Source organism: Thermostilla marina (genome assembly GCF_054657455.1).
The window spans coordinates 3,069,033-3,083,971 of record NZ_BAAHYR010000001.1 but is presented as its reverse complement, the minus strand read 5'-3'; the positions used below and the strand labels follow the sequence as shown (position 1 = coordinate 3,083,971).

Here is a 14,939-nt window from a genome sequence, read left to right as displayed (position 1 = left end):
CGTTTCGCAAAAATTCACACGTTATCGTCAGGCGAGCCGTTCACGGAAGACCTCGGGGCATTCGGCTCCGAAGTTTTCCATGAACGTCACAAGAGCTCGTTTGACGACGAACATTCCGGGGGTCGGGTCGATGATGATCGTATTGGCCCCGACGGCGGCGGTATCCTCCGCCAACTTCAGTACGTCGTGGGCGACGATTGCCCTTACGCGACGATGCCGGTTGGCTAAGCAGCAAGCCGCAGCCGTGTGTCGACTCAAAATGGCCACGGCGCCTTGCTTGTCCACAATTTCCTCTGCCCGATCAGTGGCGGCGATCAAACAATTGAATCGTTCGCATGTTGCTGTAAAGGCGGCGTCGCGAAGGATTCGCCCAACTTGCATTTCGCTGATTCGCGACCCCATGAGCAAGATCGTCAAATCGCATGTGCCCGACGAAACGTGCGATTCGTGTCTCGCTTCGTCGCCGTCGAATACGACGTGGATATGCTTTTGTTCGAGCAGGTCGCGAACCGCGGGGGTGATGACGGTTCTTGGCGGCACGATTAATCGGCGTATGCTGCCGAGCTTGTCTTCTACCGCCGCCAGCGTCACGACACGTGCCTTCAAAACGAGCGCGTCGGAAGGAATTCGCCGTTCTTGGGCCGCAGTTTTCGACACCGATTCGCCTTTCGGCGGCCTCGGGACTTCGCCGGCGGGAACCACGGCAGGACGTGTACTCGCGGAACCGGCTGCGGCTTCGGGCGCAGCAGCGAGCTTTTCGGCCAGTACTTGCCGAACGATGCTCGCGACGAGTTCCGGATCCACAGGTATTGTGTTCATTCGTCCGCCAATCCAATCACCGACCATCGAACGGGGGTGTTGTCATTTCCGATCAGTGCGCGGGTGTGTCGACCGTCGCTGGAAATAATCACGCAATCCCCCGTGCCGGCTCCCAAGTTGTCGACCGCCAACAACGGGAAGCCGTCGGGCGTTCGGCCGTCGCAAAGCAACGGCTGCACGACAAGCAGTTTCCAGCCTTGCATGGTTGGGTGTTTGACGGTCGCCGTTGCGGTGCCGACCACACGTGCTGCCAACATTTGCGTCGTCCCGGCAAACCGGAAGGGATGTCCGTTTCCCAACGCCGTCCGTTCCGGTTTGAGTCCTCGCGGTAATGGATTCCTTTCGGCTCGTTTCGTGCCTCGGATGTCACACGCCGACTTTGCCCAAAATGCGCAGACTATCGATCATCGAGCAGCGTCGTTCGCGGGTAAACGTCAGCGGTGTCGTAATCCCTTCACCGGTCGGACCTGCGATCGAGAAGGAAATGTAACCTTCGCCGCCGAGTCCCAAGCCGGCCATGCACGGCCCGTTTTTCACGAACAGGGTCGTATCCATGACACGGCCCATCTTCGTCATGTTGACGACATCGTGTGAATGGATGATCGCCGTGTGGCGGAAGCCGTGCTCGCTTTCTTTGGCCATTTCGATGGCATGATCGACGTCTTTTGCCCGCACGAAAGGCAGGAACGGCATCATTTGTTCGACTTGTACGAAGGGATTGCGGAAGTCGGTTTCACCGTAGAGCAATTCGACGCTTTCGGGGACCGACTTTCCGATACCGCGTGCGAGAACGGCGGCATCTTGGCCTAAGAATTCCTTCGATGGTGCGTCGTGTGCTTTTTCGCCTTCACCGACGGTAACGATCGCCTTGGCCGTAAGCTGCTCGACTTCGCGAGCGTTCAGGCGAACCGCACCTGCTGCTTCCATCGCGTCCATCATCTTATCGAAGACTTTTTCGACGACGAAGACCTGTTTTTCGGCGATGCACAGCAAATTGTTGTCGTATGCGGCCCCCTTGATGATACAGCGAGCGGCACGATCGAGATCGGCGGTCTCATCGACGACGACCGGCGGATTTCCCGGCCCGGCGACGATCGCCCGCTTGGCTTGTTGCAGGGCGGCTCGGGCAACTCCTGCGCCGCCGGTCACGCACAACAACGCCACATCGCGATGTTTGAAGATCGCGTTGGCCGATTCCATCGTGGGCTCGGTGATGATACAAATCAGGTTGTCAATGCCCACGTCGCGGTAAATCGCGGCGTTGAAGCGCCGAACGCCTTCGGCGGCAACCCGCTTTCCGCTGGGATGCGGATTGACGACGAGTGTGTTGCCCGCCGCGATCATGCTGACGGCATTGCCCGTCAACGTCGGCAAGGAATGGGTGACCGGGGTGATGGCACCGATCACACCGAACGGCGCGTGTTCGATGACCGCCAGGCCGTGGTCGCCGCTGAAGACCTCGGAGCGAAGGAACTCGACGCCCGGGGTTCGCTCACCGAGGGTCTTGAGTTTTTCGATCTTGTGTTCGAGACGCCCGATCTTGGTTTCGTTCATCTCCATCGTGCCGAGTTCCACGCATTGTTCGATGGAGATGCGGCGAATGTGATCGATGACGCGTTTTCGATCTTCCAGAGGACGTCGGGACAGCAGTTCGAACGCCTCGTTCGCGGCAGCGACCGCTTCGTTCACGTCGGTGAACAGGCCCAGGCGTCCCTGGTAGCTGCCCGCGGCGACGGTACCGGCCCGTCCGTTACTGTTGAGACGTTGCAGGACTTCTTCGACGACGCTCTTGACCAGCGATTCATTGACTTGCATGATATTTCCCTCCACGTTGGGGCGGGCGTCTTCTCGTTTTCTGGTATTCAGCCTTTACGACGTTTGTTGCGGTGCTCGGCTGGGCTGAACTGGGTTGGTGTTTCAGGTATCGGCGAAGTGACTTTCGCTTAGGACGTTCCCGATTCAGAGGTTTCCTTGTCGTAGACACTGTTTCCGTCGACATGGACCTGGTCGACGATTCCGACGATGACGGTATCGACGGGCAGGTTTTTCGTTTCGGGGGTAAGCCTCGCACTCGAGCCTTGGACGATCAGGACGAGTTCGCCTTCTCCAGCGCCGACAGTATCGACGGCTACGAAGGTGCGACCGGTCGACACGAGTCGTTTGCGGCTGTCGGCTTCCAAGCGATAAGGTTCCACGATGAGGAGCTTGCGCCCCGTCATCGCATCGACCTTTTGTGTAGAAACCAACGAGCCTGTCACCTTCGCGAGAAACATCGGCCTACCCTGCCAAAAGTTCTTTTGCCTGCCGTGCGACGATCAGTTCTTCGTTTGTGGGAATGACCCACACTTGAGTACGGCTCGAATCGTCTGAAATGAGCGATTCACCCGCGGCATTCTCGTTTCGTTCGGAGGACAGGAGGATTCCCAGCGACTCCAGGTTCTCGCATACCGAGGCACGCAGCCACGGGTTGTGTTCCCCGATCCCACCAGTGAAGACGACGACATCGGCCCCGCCCAACTCGACCAGATACGCACCCAAGTAATGGCGGATTGCACCGATGAACATGTCGATCGCCAGTTGCGCCCGCTGATTTCCGTCGCGAGCAGCTTGGACGATATCACGCATGTCGGTACTCACGCCGGAGACGCCCAGCAGGCCGCTTCGGCATGCCAAGTCATCGAGGACTTCCGACAGCGTCTTTCCTGTCTTCTGCATCACGATCGGAATGGCGAACGGGTCGAAGTCGCCGACGCGATTGTTGTTCGGCAAGCCGGTTTGCGGACTCATACCCATGCTCACGGCGACACTCTTGCCGTTGCGGATGGCACACAACGAACTCGATCCGCCGAGATGACAGGAGATGATCCGCAGATCATGACGTCCCACGACTTCGGGCGTCCGCGTTGCGATGTAGCGGTGACTGGCCCCGTGGAATCCCCAACGGCGAACGCCCCATTCGGACCATTCGAACGGAACCGCGTAGTACTTGTTCCGCTCGGGCATGTCCTTGTGGAAATCGGTTTCGAAAGCGGCTACCAGCGGTATTTCGGGAAACGACTCGTGCAATAGACGCATCGCCCGGATGTAGGGCGGATTGTGCGCCGGAGCCACATGAGCCATTTCCTCCATGGCTTGGAGGACGTTCTCATCGACGCGTTGCACGCCCGAGATTCGGCCGCCGTGAACCGCTTTGAATCCGATCGCGGCGACGTCGGAGGGATCCGAAAGGCAGCCGCGGTCGGGATCGGTCAGTTGCTTGAGACACTGGCGGACGGCCTCGGCATGATCGGGAATCGGTCGCGTTTCCTCCAACCGGTGATCCCCGATCTCCGCAAAGCACGGACTTTGCTCGGCGCCGATTCGCTCGATACCGCCTCGCGCGATCTGGGTTTCGGTATCCATATCGAGCAGGCGGTATTTGAAGCTGGTCGAACCGAGATTCGCCACCAGTATCTTCATTGCGCATGCCTCCTTCTCACGCTGCATTCCGACAAAAGCGGATCGACGGAAGAGTGACGAAGATCGTCAGCTCAAGTACGCATCGATCACGCCTTCGGCGGGCCGCGGAATAATGTGGCTGGCCAACAGTTCGCCGACTTGAGAAGCCGCGTTGGCACCGGCTTCGACAGCCGCGCGGACACTGCCGACATCGCCGCGGACGATCGTCGTGACCATACCGCCGCCGATTTGCACGCGCTTGACAATTTGGACGTTGGCTGCCTTGGCCATTGCGTCGGTTGCTTCGATCAGCGCCACCAAACCTTTCGTTTCGATCAAACCGATAGCGTCTTGCATGATTCGCTTTTCCTTTCTACGGACTGTTTGTGTTGTTCGTCGCGCCTTGGCCGTCATGAGATCACGCCGACTTCGAGCCTTTGGGGGCCTGAGGAAGCACCGCCGACAGCTCGTCGTGCGGTCGCGGAATGACCTGGACGCTGATCACTTCGCCGATACGGCTCGCCGCGGCGGCCCCCGCATCGGTGGCAGCCTTGACGGCGGCCACGTCTCCGGTGACGTACACGCTTACGTAGCCGCTACCGGCCTTGTCCCAACCCAAGAACTGCACATTGGCAGCTTTGAGCATCGCGTCGGTGGCTTCGACCAGGGTGACGAATCCGCGGGTCTCAATCATGCCCAACGCTTCCATCGCCTTTGCCATGACCTGATTCTCCGAGTCAAAAAAGGGTCAACGTACTGTGATTGAAATCGTGATATTGCATGCCGCTGCGGTAGCGGCGAAAAACGATCGATTGTTGCCGTATTTGCCGCGCGAGATCAGGATTTGAACAAAGTTACCTTGGTGGCGTGATCCAAATCGGCGGCATTCGCTTCGTCGGTATCCAAATGAACCTCGAGTTTACTGGCTTCATCTGCCCGCACGAGCAATCCTTCGAACACGGTCGTGCACGTGCCCGATTCGATCCGCAAACTCATGCGGTCTCCGGTTTTCACGCCGTAGTACTCGGCATCGCGGACATTCATGTGTACATGTCGCTCGGCACGGATGACGCCTTCATGCAAGTCGACCGAGCCCGCCGGACCGACCAGCACACATCCCGGTGTGCCGTCGAGTTTGCCGCTGGGCCGAACCGGGGCATCGATGCCCAGGGAAATTGCGTCCGTGAACGCAAGTTCGACCTGGCTTTGTTTTCGCGTCGGGCCGAGAACGCGAACCGTCGGGAGCATCCGGCGCCGCGGTCCGACAATCATGACGGTTTCTTCTGCGGCGTAGAAACCGTCCTGGTACAGCCACTTCGCGGGCTTCAGCTCGTGTCCCGGTCCGAAGAGGATTTCGACGTGCTCGGGAGTCAAGTGGACGTGGCGGGCCGAAACACTGACGACGAGTTTCGGTTTGTCCTTCGGGCCATCGACCAAGCGAAGGACGATTTCTCGCACGATTTGTTCGACTTGGCTGCGATCGATGTTGGAAACGGTGCTCATCTAATTCGACGTCCGTTCTCGTTGGTTGGGTCGTTCACTTTTGGACGACAACGTACGGTTTGACGGCCGGCTGCTGCCGGACTCACTTTGGATGCGGGCTTCGGTTTCTTGTTGCGGAACGGTCGCCAAAATGACTTTGGTTCCGCTTTGTTCAATCAGGCGGCACCATCGGTCGCTCAACCCGTCGTCGGAGATGAGGTACTGGACCTCGCCCAGGCGACAGAGATGCGCGAGACTTTGATGGCCGAATTTGGAGCTGTCGGCAACGACGATGACTTCGTCGGCCGCCCGCATCATTGCCCGCTCGGTCTCGACGACCAAAAGGTTGTTGTTGAAAAAACCCTGTTCGTTGATGGCGGCGACGCTCAGAATCGTCTTCCGAACTCGGAGCGACGCGATCATCTTGTCGGCGTAAGGGCCTCTGGCGACCCCGCTGCGCGGACAAATGTTCCCCCCGATCAACACCAAATCACTGACCGCATCGGACGAGAACAAATTAGCCACCGGCAGTGAATTGGTGACAACGTGTAACGGTTTGCCCACCAACAGTCGCGCGACTTCGTAGGTCGTGCTACCGCCGTCGAGCAGGATGGCATCACTGGGTTCGATCAACTCGACGGTTTTCTTGGCGATCGCCTTCTTCTGGTGCCAGCGGATGGGCTGGCGAACGTCGAAGTCGGGCAGCTTCGGTGAACTTCCCGTGTAAAGGACGCCGCCGTGGATGCGGCGAGCGTCCCCTTGCTCTTCCAAGTAGTCCAAATCACGGCGAATCGTGGATTCCGAGACGGACAGCGCCTTTGCCAGCTCGTCCAGCGTGGCAAATCGATGCGTCCTGATCAGCTCAAGTAGCTGGGCACGACGCTCTTGGACGCCGACCGCGGAGTTTCCCGTCGCCATGTGCTTTGTAGGTTCTCCAGGTTTACGTTACCTCAATTGTGTTTCGATTTGTGCGAGATTTCAAGCAGTTGCTTGAAAGAATTTTGCCAAATTATCGCCGGATCTCTGAAAAAATCCATCAACTCTGTGTTCGTTTTTTGCCGTCCGAAGCGGGATAGTTTGGCACCGATCCGCTCGGCAAGCGCTATCTTGCCCCCAGGTGGGCGGAGATGTATCGCGCGCACCGGTTGTGCCGGATCTGCCCGTTCCACTGAATCGACCAATCAGGGCGGTCGTATTCAGTCGAGCTGGAATTTCCGAACGGGAGGATAAAAACAGAAATGCGACCAGGATGATCTCGGTCAAGGTCGGACTGGAGGCGAGGATCTGGAGAGGTAGAGAAATTGGGGTGGAATTTTCGTTGATTTTCAACGGCCGTTTGATACGATTGTTTTAAACGGCTGTTTGAAATGGAGGTTTGATGTGGCGCAAGAAGCAGATACCAAAACACGAATCATAGAAGCGGCCGGGCCCATTTTTGCGGAAAAGGGCTTCGAGGGCGCCACCGCGCGCGAGATTTGTGATGCGGCCGGCGTCAACGTTGCGGCCGTCAATTACTACTTCGGCAGCAAAGAAAACCTGTATGCCGAGGTCGTCCGCAGCGCGATGCCTGTCTTGGCAGAGGATTTCACCACCGTGGCGTCCGATGCGGGCATGACGCCGGAAGACAAACTGCGGTTGTTCATTCGGACGTTGGTCGAGCATATGTTGGGCCGGCCCGCACCGGTTTGGAAGGCGATGCTCGTGATGCGGGAGATGCTCTCGCAGTCGTCTTTGTGCCGCGAACAGTTCATTGCTCACATTCGGATGAATTTCCAGGCGTTGTTGTCGATCCTCGATCAGTTGTTACCGCCGGGCACGCCTGAACATCGCCGTTACCAAACAGCGTTCAGTGTCATTTCGCAGTGCGTGCACTATCGCGGAGCCGCGGAGATCATTCGTGAGTTGGTGCCGCCCGATCTGTATGCGTCCCGCTTTACACCGGCTTGCATAGCCGAGCACATCACCCAATTCGTGTTTGCCTCGCTCGGGCTCGGGCCTACGCTGAGAGACCTTTTTCAGCGGAACGACGAATCCGGCTCGTGCGGTGAGGCGAACGTTAAAGTGAGCGGGGACGCAGACAGCAGCTGCGGCGGGTGACCATCGTCTGCATTGGGGGCGGCAGGCGACGCCGCAGGGTTTCTCTTGAGATTGCCGTCAATACTGAGGAGGCCGCTCGGGCCATGAGCGTTTCTGGAATTACCGCAAAAGGTTGGATTGGAAACCTGATCGACGTCGGGTTGTTGGTTGCCGTGTTGATCGTCGGCATCGGTGGGTTCTTCGTGCTCGAAAGTATGCGCGAACCGCCGCAAGAGGTAGTGCCTCCGGAGCCGGTCTATCGAGTCAAGACGGCAGCGATCCAGCAGCACGCAGGCGGCCTGACGCTCGAGACCGACGGCGTCGTCGTCCCGTACCGGCAGATCGAGTTGGCGGCCGAAGTGGGCGGCCGAATCGTCCAAAAAGCCGACGTTTGCAGGGCCGGCTATTTCGTGCCTGCTGGAACGTTGCTCTTGCAGCTCGATGATCGCGACTATCGCATTCAGGTTCGGCAACTGGAGGAGGATTTGGAACAGGCGGCCAACGCATTGGTCGAATTGCAGGTCGATCTGGAAAACACGCAAAAGCTGATCGACGTGTCCAAGGCACAACTGGAATTGCAGCGAAGCGACTTTCAGCGATTGCAGGAGCTGCACGAGCGGGGCGTCGTGACGGACGCCGAGTTCGATCAAGCCCGTCGAACGTTGCTCCAGGCCGAATCGTCTCTCTTGCAGCTTGAGAATCAATATCGGGCCAAAAACGTCAGCAAGTCGCGGTTGGAAGCAGCCCGAGACCGCGTGATGGTCATGCTCGAAAAGGCGAGGTTGGACCTCGAGCGAACGAAGATTGTCATGCCCGTCGACGGGGTCGTGGTACAAGACATGGTCGAACAAGACTCCTATGTGCGGGCAGGGACGCCGGTTGTAATGGTCGAAGATACGTCGGCGGTCGAGGTGAAGTGCAGTTTTCGCACGGATCAGATCAGTTGGATTTGGCCGATGGTCGGACGCGAGTTGTCACAGCAACCGGGCGATCGGCGACCGGCAGCTTTTCGGTTGCCGCCGTTGCCCGCTCGCGTGACTTACGAGGTGGGTGATGAACGATTCACATGGACGGGGCGGTTGGCGCGATACGAAAACGCCGGGTTCGATGAACTGACCCGCATGGTGCCGTGCCGTATTCGCGTCGATGATCCGTTTGCCGTGCAAGCGGAGGGGAAAAGCGGCGCGTTCACGCCGCCGGCGCTGGTTCGCGGCATGTTTGTGTCCGTAGAGGTGCAGGTCGATCCGCAGCGAACGTTGTGGGAAATTCCCGAAGACGCTTTGCGGCCGGGCGACCGAGTGGGACGTGTGCGAAACGGGTTCTTGAAAATGGTTTCGGTGCAACCGGTCGATGCGCAAGACGGCATGGTGATCGTGTTGGCCGACAGCGACACGCTGCGGCTCGGGGATCGCGTGGCTGTATCGCCGACGCCGTTCTTGGAGAACGCACCTTTGACGACGCAGGGTGAGGGGATCGAGGTCGAGGAGCAAGAGGTCCGATGAAATCCCTATTGACGTGGGCCGTTCGAAATACACCGGCAATGAACACGCTGCTGGTCGGCGCCATGGTCATCGGCGTCGTCAGTGCGGTGAATTTGCGCCGCGAGGTCTTTCCCGAATTTGCCTTGGAAATCGTGCTTGTGACGGTTCCGTATCCGGGGGCCAGTCCGGCGGAGGTCGAAGAAGGCATCTGCCAGAAAGTTGAAGAGGCCGTTTCGGGCATCGCCGGCATCAAAAAGATGTACTCGGTGGCCGGGGAAAGTGCAGGCTCCGTGATCTTGGAACTCGAGGCTTCGGCCAATCCGGCCAAGGTGCTGGATGAAGTGCGTGCCGAAGTCGATCGCATTCCCAGCTTTCCCGAGTTGGCGGAAGATCCCGTGATCAAGCAAATCACGCTTCGCCGCGAGGCGATCACGGTAGGGCTGCTCGGGCCGAACAGCGACGACCCGAAGGCCGAAATCGCGCTCCGAGAGTTGGCCGAGGAGATTCGCGACGAGATGTTGCAGCTGCCCTCGGTGTCGCAAGTCAGCTTGATGGGTACGAAGCCCTATGAGATTTCGGTCGAGATATCGGAATCGACGTTGCGCCGCTATGGATTGACGTTGCAGCAAGTGGCTCAGGTTCTGCGAATGCAGAACATCGAGTTGCCGGCCGGGACGATGAAGACGTCGTCGCAGGAGATCTTGCTGCGCGGCAAAAACAAGTATTTGACGGGAAAGGAAATCGCGGAACTTCCCGTGATCATGCGGCCCGATGGTAGTGTGCTGACCGTCGGCGACTTGGGGACAGTGCGAGACGGCTTCGCCGACTTGTCGACGATCAGCCTGATCAACGGTCGTCCCGGCATTGCGCTTTTGGTAAGCAAGACACAATCGGAAGACTTGATCGCCATCACGCGCGAAGTTCGTGAGTACCTTGCACAGAAAAAATTACCGCCGGGGTACGAGTTGATCACGTGGCAAGACATTTCCGTCCACGTGAAAGATCGCTTGAACCTGTTGCTCCGGAATGGAGCGCAGGGGTTGGTTATCGTGTTCGTCGTCTTGGCGGTGTTTCTCGAATTGCGTCTCGCCTTCTGGGTGGCGTTGGGTATTCCCGTCTCGATGCTGGGGGCGTGTGCCGTACTTTTGTCGATGGGGCAGACATTGAACATGCTTTCGATGTTTGCCTTTTTGATGGCGTTGGGAATCTTGGTCGACGACGGAATCGTAGTCGGCGAGAACGTATACGAGCATCGACAGCGAGGCAAAAGCTATTTGCGGGCAGCGATCGATGGGACGTACGAAGTACTGCCGTCGGTATTCGCTTCGGTGATGACGACCATCATCGCATTCGTTCCCTTGTTGTTTGTGCCGGGAGTGATGGGCAAGTTTATCGCGATCATGCCGATCGGTGTGATCACAATGCTCACGATTTCGCTATTGGAGGTCTTCTTCGTTTTGCCGTGCCATCTGGCGCACGATGAAGAAAAGGACGTGCCGCCGGAAAAACTGCGGTTGCGGCGCCGTCTGATGTGGATTTGGCGTTTCATCACATTCGGCCTGTTGATCGCCGTGTTCGGATGGGCGCGCGGCGCGGGCGATTCGCAGATTTCCTTTGAGCTGCGAATGACGGTATTCGTGGTCATCGCCGTTATTGCCTTGTTGTCGAATTTCGGAGTCGCGTGGCAAAAGCTGTTGCAGTTTTCTCGCGTGGTCAACGAGAAGGCCGACGCAGGCATGCAATGGGTGATCGACCGTCTGTACACTCCTGTTCTCAAATCGGCCTTGCGGCATCCGATGGTAACCGTGGGAACGGCGGTTGCCGTGTTGCTGATTTCGATAGGATTCGTGCGGTCGGGGATCGTACCGTTCGTTTCGTTCCCGAAAATGGATTCTCCGACGATCAACGCCAAGATCTACTATCCTGACGGCACTCCGGTCCAAGTGACGGCCGAAGCGGTGGAGATCATGGAAAAGGCCATCTTGGACATTGATAAGGAATGGGCTGAAAAGCATGGAGGACGGCACCTGATCGTTGCCACGCATCGTCTTGTCGGCGACTTGGTGGCCGATGCCTTACGGATCGGAAACGAGCTGCCTTCCGGAAGTCATTCCGGGCAGGTGGAAGTCGAGCTCGTCGAGCCCGACAAGCGGGAGCTGCACAGTGAAGAGATCATCAAGCTGTGGCGAACCCGAGCGGAGGCGATGGGGAATTACTTTCCCGGGGCGGAAAGCGTCGAATTCGCGGCCCAGGCCATGGGGCCGGGCGGCAAGTCGATCGAGTTTCGGCTGACGGCCGTTCCTCGTGACATGGAGGTGCTTGAAAAAGCCGTTGAAGAATGCAAGGAGTACCTCGCGTCGAAGCGAGGTGTTTACAACATTCAAGACGATTCCCGGCCGGGAAAATGGGAATTTCAGATTCGCGTGAAAGACCAGGCCAAAGCACTGGGAATCACGACGACGGACATCGCGCGCACGATCCGCTCGGCATACTACGGGGAAGAAGTGATGCGGCTCCAGCGCGGACGCCACGAAGTGAAGCTGATGGTGCGATATCCCGAAGAAGAACGCCGTTCGTTGCATCGCTTCGAGGATATCCGCATTCGTGTGGGGGAACGGATGCTGCCGATCACCGAGGTTGCCGATGTGAAAGTCGAACGCGGTTACTCACAGATCAACCGTCTAGGGCAGCGTCGGTCGATCGCAATCACGGCAGACGTCGACGAGAATGTCGGCAACTCCGCCAAAATCATCGCGGAAATGAAATCCAAATTCCTGCCCGAGCTGCTCCGTCGCACCGAATACCGCGGCCTCGGCGTGAGCTGGGAAGGAATGCAACAGCAAACGCAGGAATCCATCAGCGGACTGATTCGCGGGCTGTTGATCGCGCTGGTGGCGATGTTTGCGTTGTTGACGATGGAATTCCGCTCCTACACGCAGCCGATCATCATCATGGCGGTGATTCCCTTCGGCATGGTCGGGGCAATCTTTGGGCACTATTTATTGGGCCTTCAGGTTACGTTGTTCAGCCTTTTCGGGATCGTCGCCTTGACAGGAGTGGTCGTGAACGACTCGATCGTGTTGATCGACTTCATCAACCATCGCGTGCGTGCCGGCGTGCCGGTGTTCCAGGCATTGGTGGATTCCGGTCGTTCGCGTTTTCGGCCCGTATTTCTGACCTCGGTAACGACGGTGGGGGGCTTGGGACCGATCATGTTCGAGAAATCGTTTCAGGCCCAAGTGTTGATCCCGATGGCGGCGAGCTTGGCCTTTGGGTTGATGGCGACCACCGTTTTGGTGCTTCTCCTCGCGCCTACGTTCTATCTGTTGTATTCGCAAGTCGTTACGATTGAGGTCGAACAGGAAGAAGTCGAGAAGGCGCTGACCAGTGGGTTGATTTCCGAAGAAGGAAAACTGGCAAACGGCAAAGCTCGAGAATCTGAAGAAGAAACGTTGAACGGCGATGAGGAGCGAACCGAGGAAGCGTCCGTTGACTCGGCAGCTTGAACGGCGGTCTCTCAAGCGGCAACCTGACGGGGGAGCTGCGGCTGCGACAGCAGTAGGGGCGAGCCCGACAATTCGGTTTCCTCGATCGTCGTCCGGCGGTACACTGATCGGTGGACTCAGGAACGAGGCCGCGGGGCTGAGGCGAAGACGGTGACACGTGTCGGCCGGAGAAAATTCGGCTGCGGGAGTGCCTGACAATGACGACCATACTTGTCGTGGACGATTCGCCCGTCGACCGGAAGCTCGTGGGCGGACTGCTCGAGAAGCGATTCGCATGGAAGATCGAGTATGCCGCCAGTGGTATCGAAGCGCTGGCGCGGATGGGGATGGTCAATCCCGATTTGGTGATCACCGATTTGACGATGCCCGAGATGGACGGTTTGGGGCTCGTGCGGGAACTGCAACGGCTTTATCCCGAGGTTCCCGTCATCTTGATGACTGCCTACGGAAGTGACGCGCTGGCGGTCGAAGCCTTGGAACTGGGAGCGGCCAGCTACGTTCCGAAGTCACAACTTGCCGTCCGCTTACCGGAGACGGCCGACAGCGTACTGCGGATCGCCGAGCAAACACGCAGTCGCGAGCGGCTGATGCAGTCGCTCAAGCAGATGGAATTCGAGTTTGTCTTGGAAAACGATCCCGAACTGATCGAGCCGTTGGTTTCGTTTGTCCAGCAGATTCTCAGCGGCATGCGATTCGCCGATTTTGCAGGCCGGTTGCAGATGGGCATCGCCCTGAAAGAGGCTCTGCTGAACGCGTTGTTTCACGGCAACCTGCAAATCGGCAAGGAAGAAATCGAAGCGGTTTCCGATCATTTGTTGGCCGAGGACGATCTCAGCCTGGTCGAGAAGCGGTCGTCCGAGTCACCGTATTCCGAGCGGCGGATCCACGTGCGGGTGACGGCCGGAGGCGACGAAACCGTGTTTGTGGTCCGCGACGATGGACCGGGCTTTGACGTTTCGGCCCTGACACGTGAACCGTCGGATGAAAAATCACTGGGGCAAGGCCGAGGAATTTCGTTGATGCGAACCTTCATGGACGAGGTGCGCTTCAACGATAAGGGAAACGAAGTCACGCTCGTCAAACGGAGGAAGTCGGTTGACGATGTGTGACGGTAGGCTCAATTCCATTCGCACCTCGAATCGGGGTGCTTGCTCGTTTGCCTCGATGCATGCCTCGGATCGTCCCGTCTTGCTCGTCGACAACGTGGACAGCTTCGTTCACAATCTCGGGCGTTATCTCGTTCGCTTGGGATTGCGTGTCGATGTGCTGCGGCGGAATGATCCGCGTTTGGCGTCGATTCGCCCCAAGGAGTATTCGGCCCTTGTCCTTTCGCCCGGACCGGGGAGGCCGGAAGACGCGCCGGAAGCGTGCGAGATCACTCGACGTTTTTGGGGGCGACGTCCCATCCTGGGAATTTGTCTCGGACATCAGATTGTGGCCGTCGTCGGCGGGGGAGAGGTGACTCGTTCTTGCGATCCGTATCATGGTCGTGCGTCATGGATCGACCACGATGGGGAGCGAGAATTCGGCGGTTTGCCGAACCCCTTGTTGGTCGGACGTTATCACTCGTTGGTCGTGGATGATAACAGCCTCCCCGATACCTTCGTAGTTTCGGCTCGATTGCGAGACGATCCGGGCACCGTGATGGCGATTCGTCATAGAGCCTTGCCGATTTGCGGTCTTCAGTTTCATCCTGAATCGTTGCTTACACCGCAGGGATTCTCTCTCTTGTACAACTTTTTCAACGCATGCGGATTTCAATTGAAAGGTAACGCTGAGTTTGGTTCCGAGGTGCGCGATGCAGAGTGTCTCGAGGCTCGGTTTCCTTCGCCCGGGCGCGAAGATCTTTCGCCGATGAAAGTGCAGCCGCGTTGAAGATCCAAGGCGAAGCACTTCTGTGGGATGATGGTGTGTCCCCTTTGACGGCCGCGAGCAAACCGCGTAAAACATGAGTGTGGCCGGGCGGTGTAGACGGTGCTGAGAAAGGACATTATCCTTGCCGACGTCAGGCGAGGGGCCCCCACAATGGGGAGCTGTGAATCTGGTCAGGGGCGAAAGCCAGCAGCCATAAGCAGCCAACCTCATGTGTGGTGGGTTCCTCGCCCGACGCCGGCGATTTTTCTAAAATTAAAGGGCC

14 protein-coding genes and 1 other RNA gene are annotated in these 14,939 nt (G+C 58.1%); 6 read left to right on the top strand and 9 right to left on the bottom strand.

Annotated elements, in window-relative coordinates; all coding sequences use genetic code 11:
* Positions 1 to 27: 27 nt before the first annotated feature.
* The 9 genes from ACYQ2I_RS11305 to ACYQ2I_RS11265 form a co-directional block, all read right to left on the bottom strand.
* Complete coding sequence (locus tag ACYQ2I_RS11305) at positions 28 to 819, bottom strand: hypothetical protein (RefSeq protein WP_460167119.1); 792 nt, start codon at positions 817 to 819, stop codon at positions 28 to 30.
* Positions 816 to 1,076: a EutN/CcmL family microcompartment protein gene (locus ACYQ2I_RS11300; RefSeq protein ID WP_460167118.1), complete on the bottom strand. Its 261-nt coding sequence runs from the start codon at positions 1,074 to 1,076 to the stop codon at positions 816 to 818. Before ACYQ2I_RS11300 ends, ACYQ2I_RS11305 begins: the two co-directional genes overlap by 4 nt.
* Before the next feature lie 109 nt (positions 1,077 to 1,185).
* The gene (locus ACYQ2I_RS11295) at positions 1,186 to 2,634 is read right to left on the bottom strand and encodes an aldehyde dehydrogenase family protein (RefSeq protein WP_460167117.1); all 1,449 of its coding nucleotides are present in this window, start codon (positions 2,632 to 2,634) and stop codon (positions 1,186 to 1,188) included.
* A gap of 128 nt (positions 2,635 to 2,762) precedes the next feature.
* On the bottom strand, positions 2,763 to 3,092 hold the full coding sequence (locus ACYQ2I_RS11290) for a EutN/CcmL family microcompartment protein (RefSeq protein ID WP_460167116.1): 330 nt from the start codon (positions 3,090 to 3,092) through the stop codon (positions 2,763 to 2,765).
* A gap of 4 nt (positions 3,093 to 3,096) precedes the next feature.
* Positions 3,097 to 4,278, bottom strand: a complete 1,182-nt coding sequence (locus ACYQ2I_RS11285) for an acetate/propionate family kinase (RefSeq protein WP_460167115.1) — start codon at positions 4,276 to 4,278, stop codon at positions 3,097 to 3,099.
* Positions 4,279 to 4,344: 66 nt separating this feature from the next.
* On the bottom strand, positions 4,345 to 4,614 hold the full coding sequence (locus tag ACYQ2I_RS11280) for a BMC domain-containing protein (protein WP_460167114.1): 270 nt from the start codon (positions 4,612 to 4,614) through the stop codon (positions 4,345 to 4,347).
* 61 nt (positions 4,615 to 4,675) lie between these two features.
* Positions 4,676 to 4,978: a BMC domain-containing protein gene (locus ACYQ2I_RS11275; protein WP_460167113.1), complete on the bottom strand. Its 303-nt coding sequence runs from the start codon at positions 4,976 to 4,978 to the stop codon at positions 4,676 to 4,678.
* Positions 4,979 to 5,094: 116 nt separating this feature from the next.
* Positions 5,095 to 5,760 carry a phosphate propanoyltransferase gene (gene pduL, locus ACYQ2I_RS11270; RefSeq protein ID WP_460167112.1) on the bottom strand — a complete coding sequence of 222 codons (666 nt, stop codon included), beginning with the start codon at positions 5,758 to 5,760 and terminating at the stop codon, positions 5,095 to 5,097.
* Entirely contained in the window at positions 5,761 to 6,657 is an 897-nt protein-coding gene (locus ACYQ2I_RS11265) for a DeoR/GlpR family DNA-binding transcription regulator (RefSeq protein ID WP_460167111.1), read from the bottom strand. It abuts the gene before it with no gap.
* Between the two features lie 462 nt (positions 6,658 to 7,119).
* On the opposite strand from ACYQ2I_RS11265, the gene ACYQ2I_RS11260 reads away from it, so the two are divergent.
* The 6 genes from ACYQ2I_RS11260 (at position 7,120) to ffs (ending at position 14,909) form a co-directional block, all read left to right on the top strand.
* Complete coding sequence (locus tag ACYQ2I_RS11260; protein ID WP_460167110.1) at positions 7,120 to 7,836, top strand: TetR/AcrR family transcriptional regulator; 717 nt, start codon at positions 7,120 to 7,122, stop codon at positions 7,834 to 7,836.
* 83 nt (positions 7,837 to 7,919) lie between these two features.
* Positions 7,920 to 9,317 carry an efflux RND transporter periplasmic adaptor subunit gene (locus ACYQ2I_RS11255; RefSeq protein ID WP_460167109.1) on the top strand — a complete coding sequence of 466 codons (1,398 nt, stop codon included), beginning with the start codon at positions 7,920 to 7,922 and terminating at the stop codon, positions 9,315 to 9,317.
* Complete coding sequence (locus tag ACYQ2I_RS11250) at positions 9,314 to 12,802, top strand: efflux RND transporter permease subunit (RefSeq protein ID WP_460167108.1); 3,489 nt, start codon at positions 9,314 to 9,316, stop codon at positions 12,800 to 12,802. The genes ACYQ2I_RS11255 and ACYQ2I_RS11250 overlap by 4 nt, the downstream gene beginning before the upstream one ends.
* 197 nt (positions 12,803 to 12,999) lie before the next feature.
* Positions 13,000 to 13,911, top strand: coding sequence for a response regulator (locus ACYQ2I_RS11245; RefSeq protein WP_460167107.1), 912 nt, complete (start codon positions 13,000 to 13,002; stop codon positions 13,909 to 13,911).
* Positions 13,904 to 14,677 (top strand): anthranilate synthase component II, encoded by a 774-nt coding sequence (locus ACYQ2I_RS11240; RefSeq protein WP_460167106.1) that lies wholly within the window; start codon positions 13,904 to 13,906, stop codon positions 14,675 to 14,677. Before ACYQ2I_RS11245 ends, ACYQ2I_RS11240 begins: the two co-directional genes overlap by 8 nt.
* Before the next feature lie 133 nt (positions 14,678 to 14,810).
* An RNA gene (gene ffs / locus ACYQ2I_RS11235) (signal recognition particle sRNA small type) lies at positions 14,811 to 14,909 on the top strand.
* Positions 14,910 to 14,939: the final 30 nt, after the last annotated feature.

What these genes read in the sequence shown, in the direction of transcription:
- ACYQ2I_RS11285 (WP_460167115.1), bottom strand. Translation starts at nt 4,278, where the DNA reads ATGAAGATACTGGTGGCGAATCTCGGTTCGACCAGCTTCAAATACCGC.
- ACYQ2I_RS11295 (WP_460167117.1), bottom strand. Translation starts at nt 2,634, where the DNA reads ATGCAAGTCAATGAATCGCTGGTCAAGAGCGTCGTCGAAGAAGTCCTG.
- ACYQ2I_RS11255 (WP_460167109.1), top strand. Translation starts at nt 7,920, where the DNA reads ATGAGCGTTTCTGGAATTACCGCAAAAGGTTGGATTGGAAACCTGATC.
- ACYQ2I_RS11300 (WP_460167118.1), bottom strand. Translation starts at nt 1,076, where the DNA reads ATGTTGGCAGCACGTGTGGTCGGCACCGCAACGGCGACCGTCAAACAC.
- ACYQ2I_RS11245 (WP_460167107.1), top strand. Translation starts at nt 13,000, where the DNA reads ATGACGACCATACTTGTCGTGGACGATTCGCCCGTCGACCGGAAGCTC.
- ACYQ2I_RS11240 (WP_460167106.1), top strand. Translation starts at nt 13,904, where the DNA reads ATGTGTGACGGTAGGCTCAATTCCATTCGCACCTCGAATCGGGGTGCT.
- ACYQ2I_RS11250 (WP_460167108.1), top strand. Translation starts at nt 9,314, where the DNA reads ATGAAATCCCTATTGACGTGGGCCGTTCGAAATACACCGGCAATGAAC.
- ACYQ2I_RS11305 (WP_460167119.1), bottom strand. Translation starts at nt 819, where the DNA reads ATGAACACAATACCTGTGGATCCGGAACTCGTCGCGAGCATCGTTCGG.
- ACYQ2I_RS11290 (WP_460167116.1), bottom strand. Translation starts at nt 3,092, where the DNA reads ATGTTTCTCGCGAAGGTGACAGGCTCGTTGGTTTCTACACAAAAGGTC.
- ACYQ2I_RS11280 (WP_460167114.1), bottom strand. Translation starts at nt 4,614, where the DNA reads ATGCAAGACGCTATCGGTTTGATCGAAACGAAAGGTTTGGTGGCGCTG.
- ACYQ2I_RS11265 (WP_460167111.1), bottom strand. Translation starts at nt 6,657, where the DNA reads ATGGCGACGGGAAACTCCGCGGTCGGCGTCCAAGAGCGTCGTGCCCAG.
- pduL (WP_460167112.1), bottom strand. Translation starts at nt 5,760, where the DNA reads ATGAGCACCGTTTCCAACATCGATCGCAGCCAAGTCGAACAAATCGTG.
- ACYQ2I_RS11275 (WP_460167113.1), bottom strand. Translation starts at nt 4,978, where the DNA reads ATGGCAAAGGCGATGGAAGCGTTGGGCATGATTGAGACCCGCGGATTC.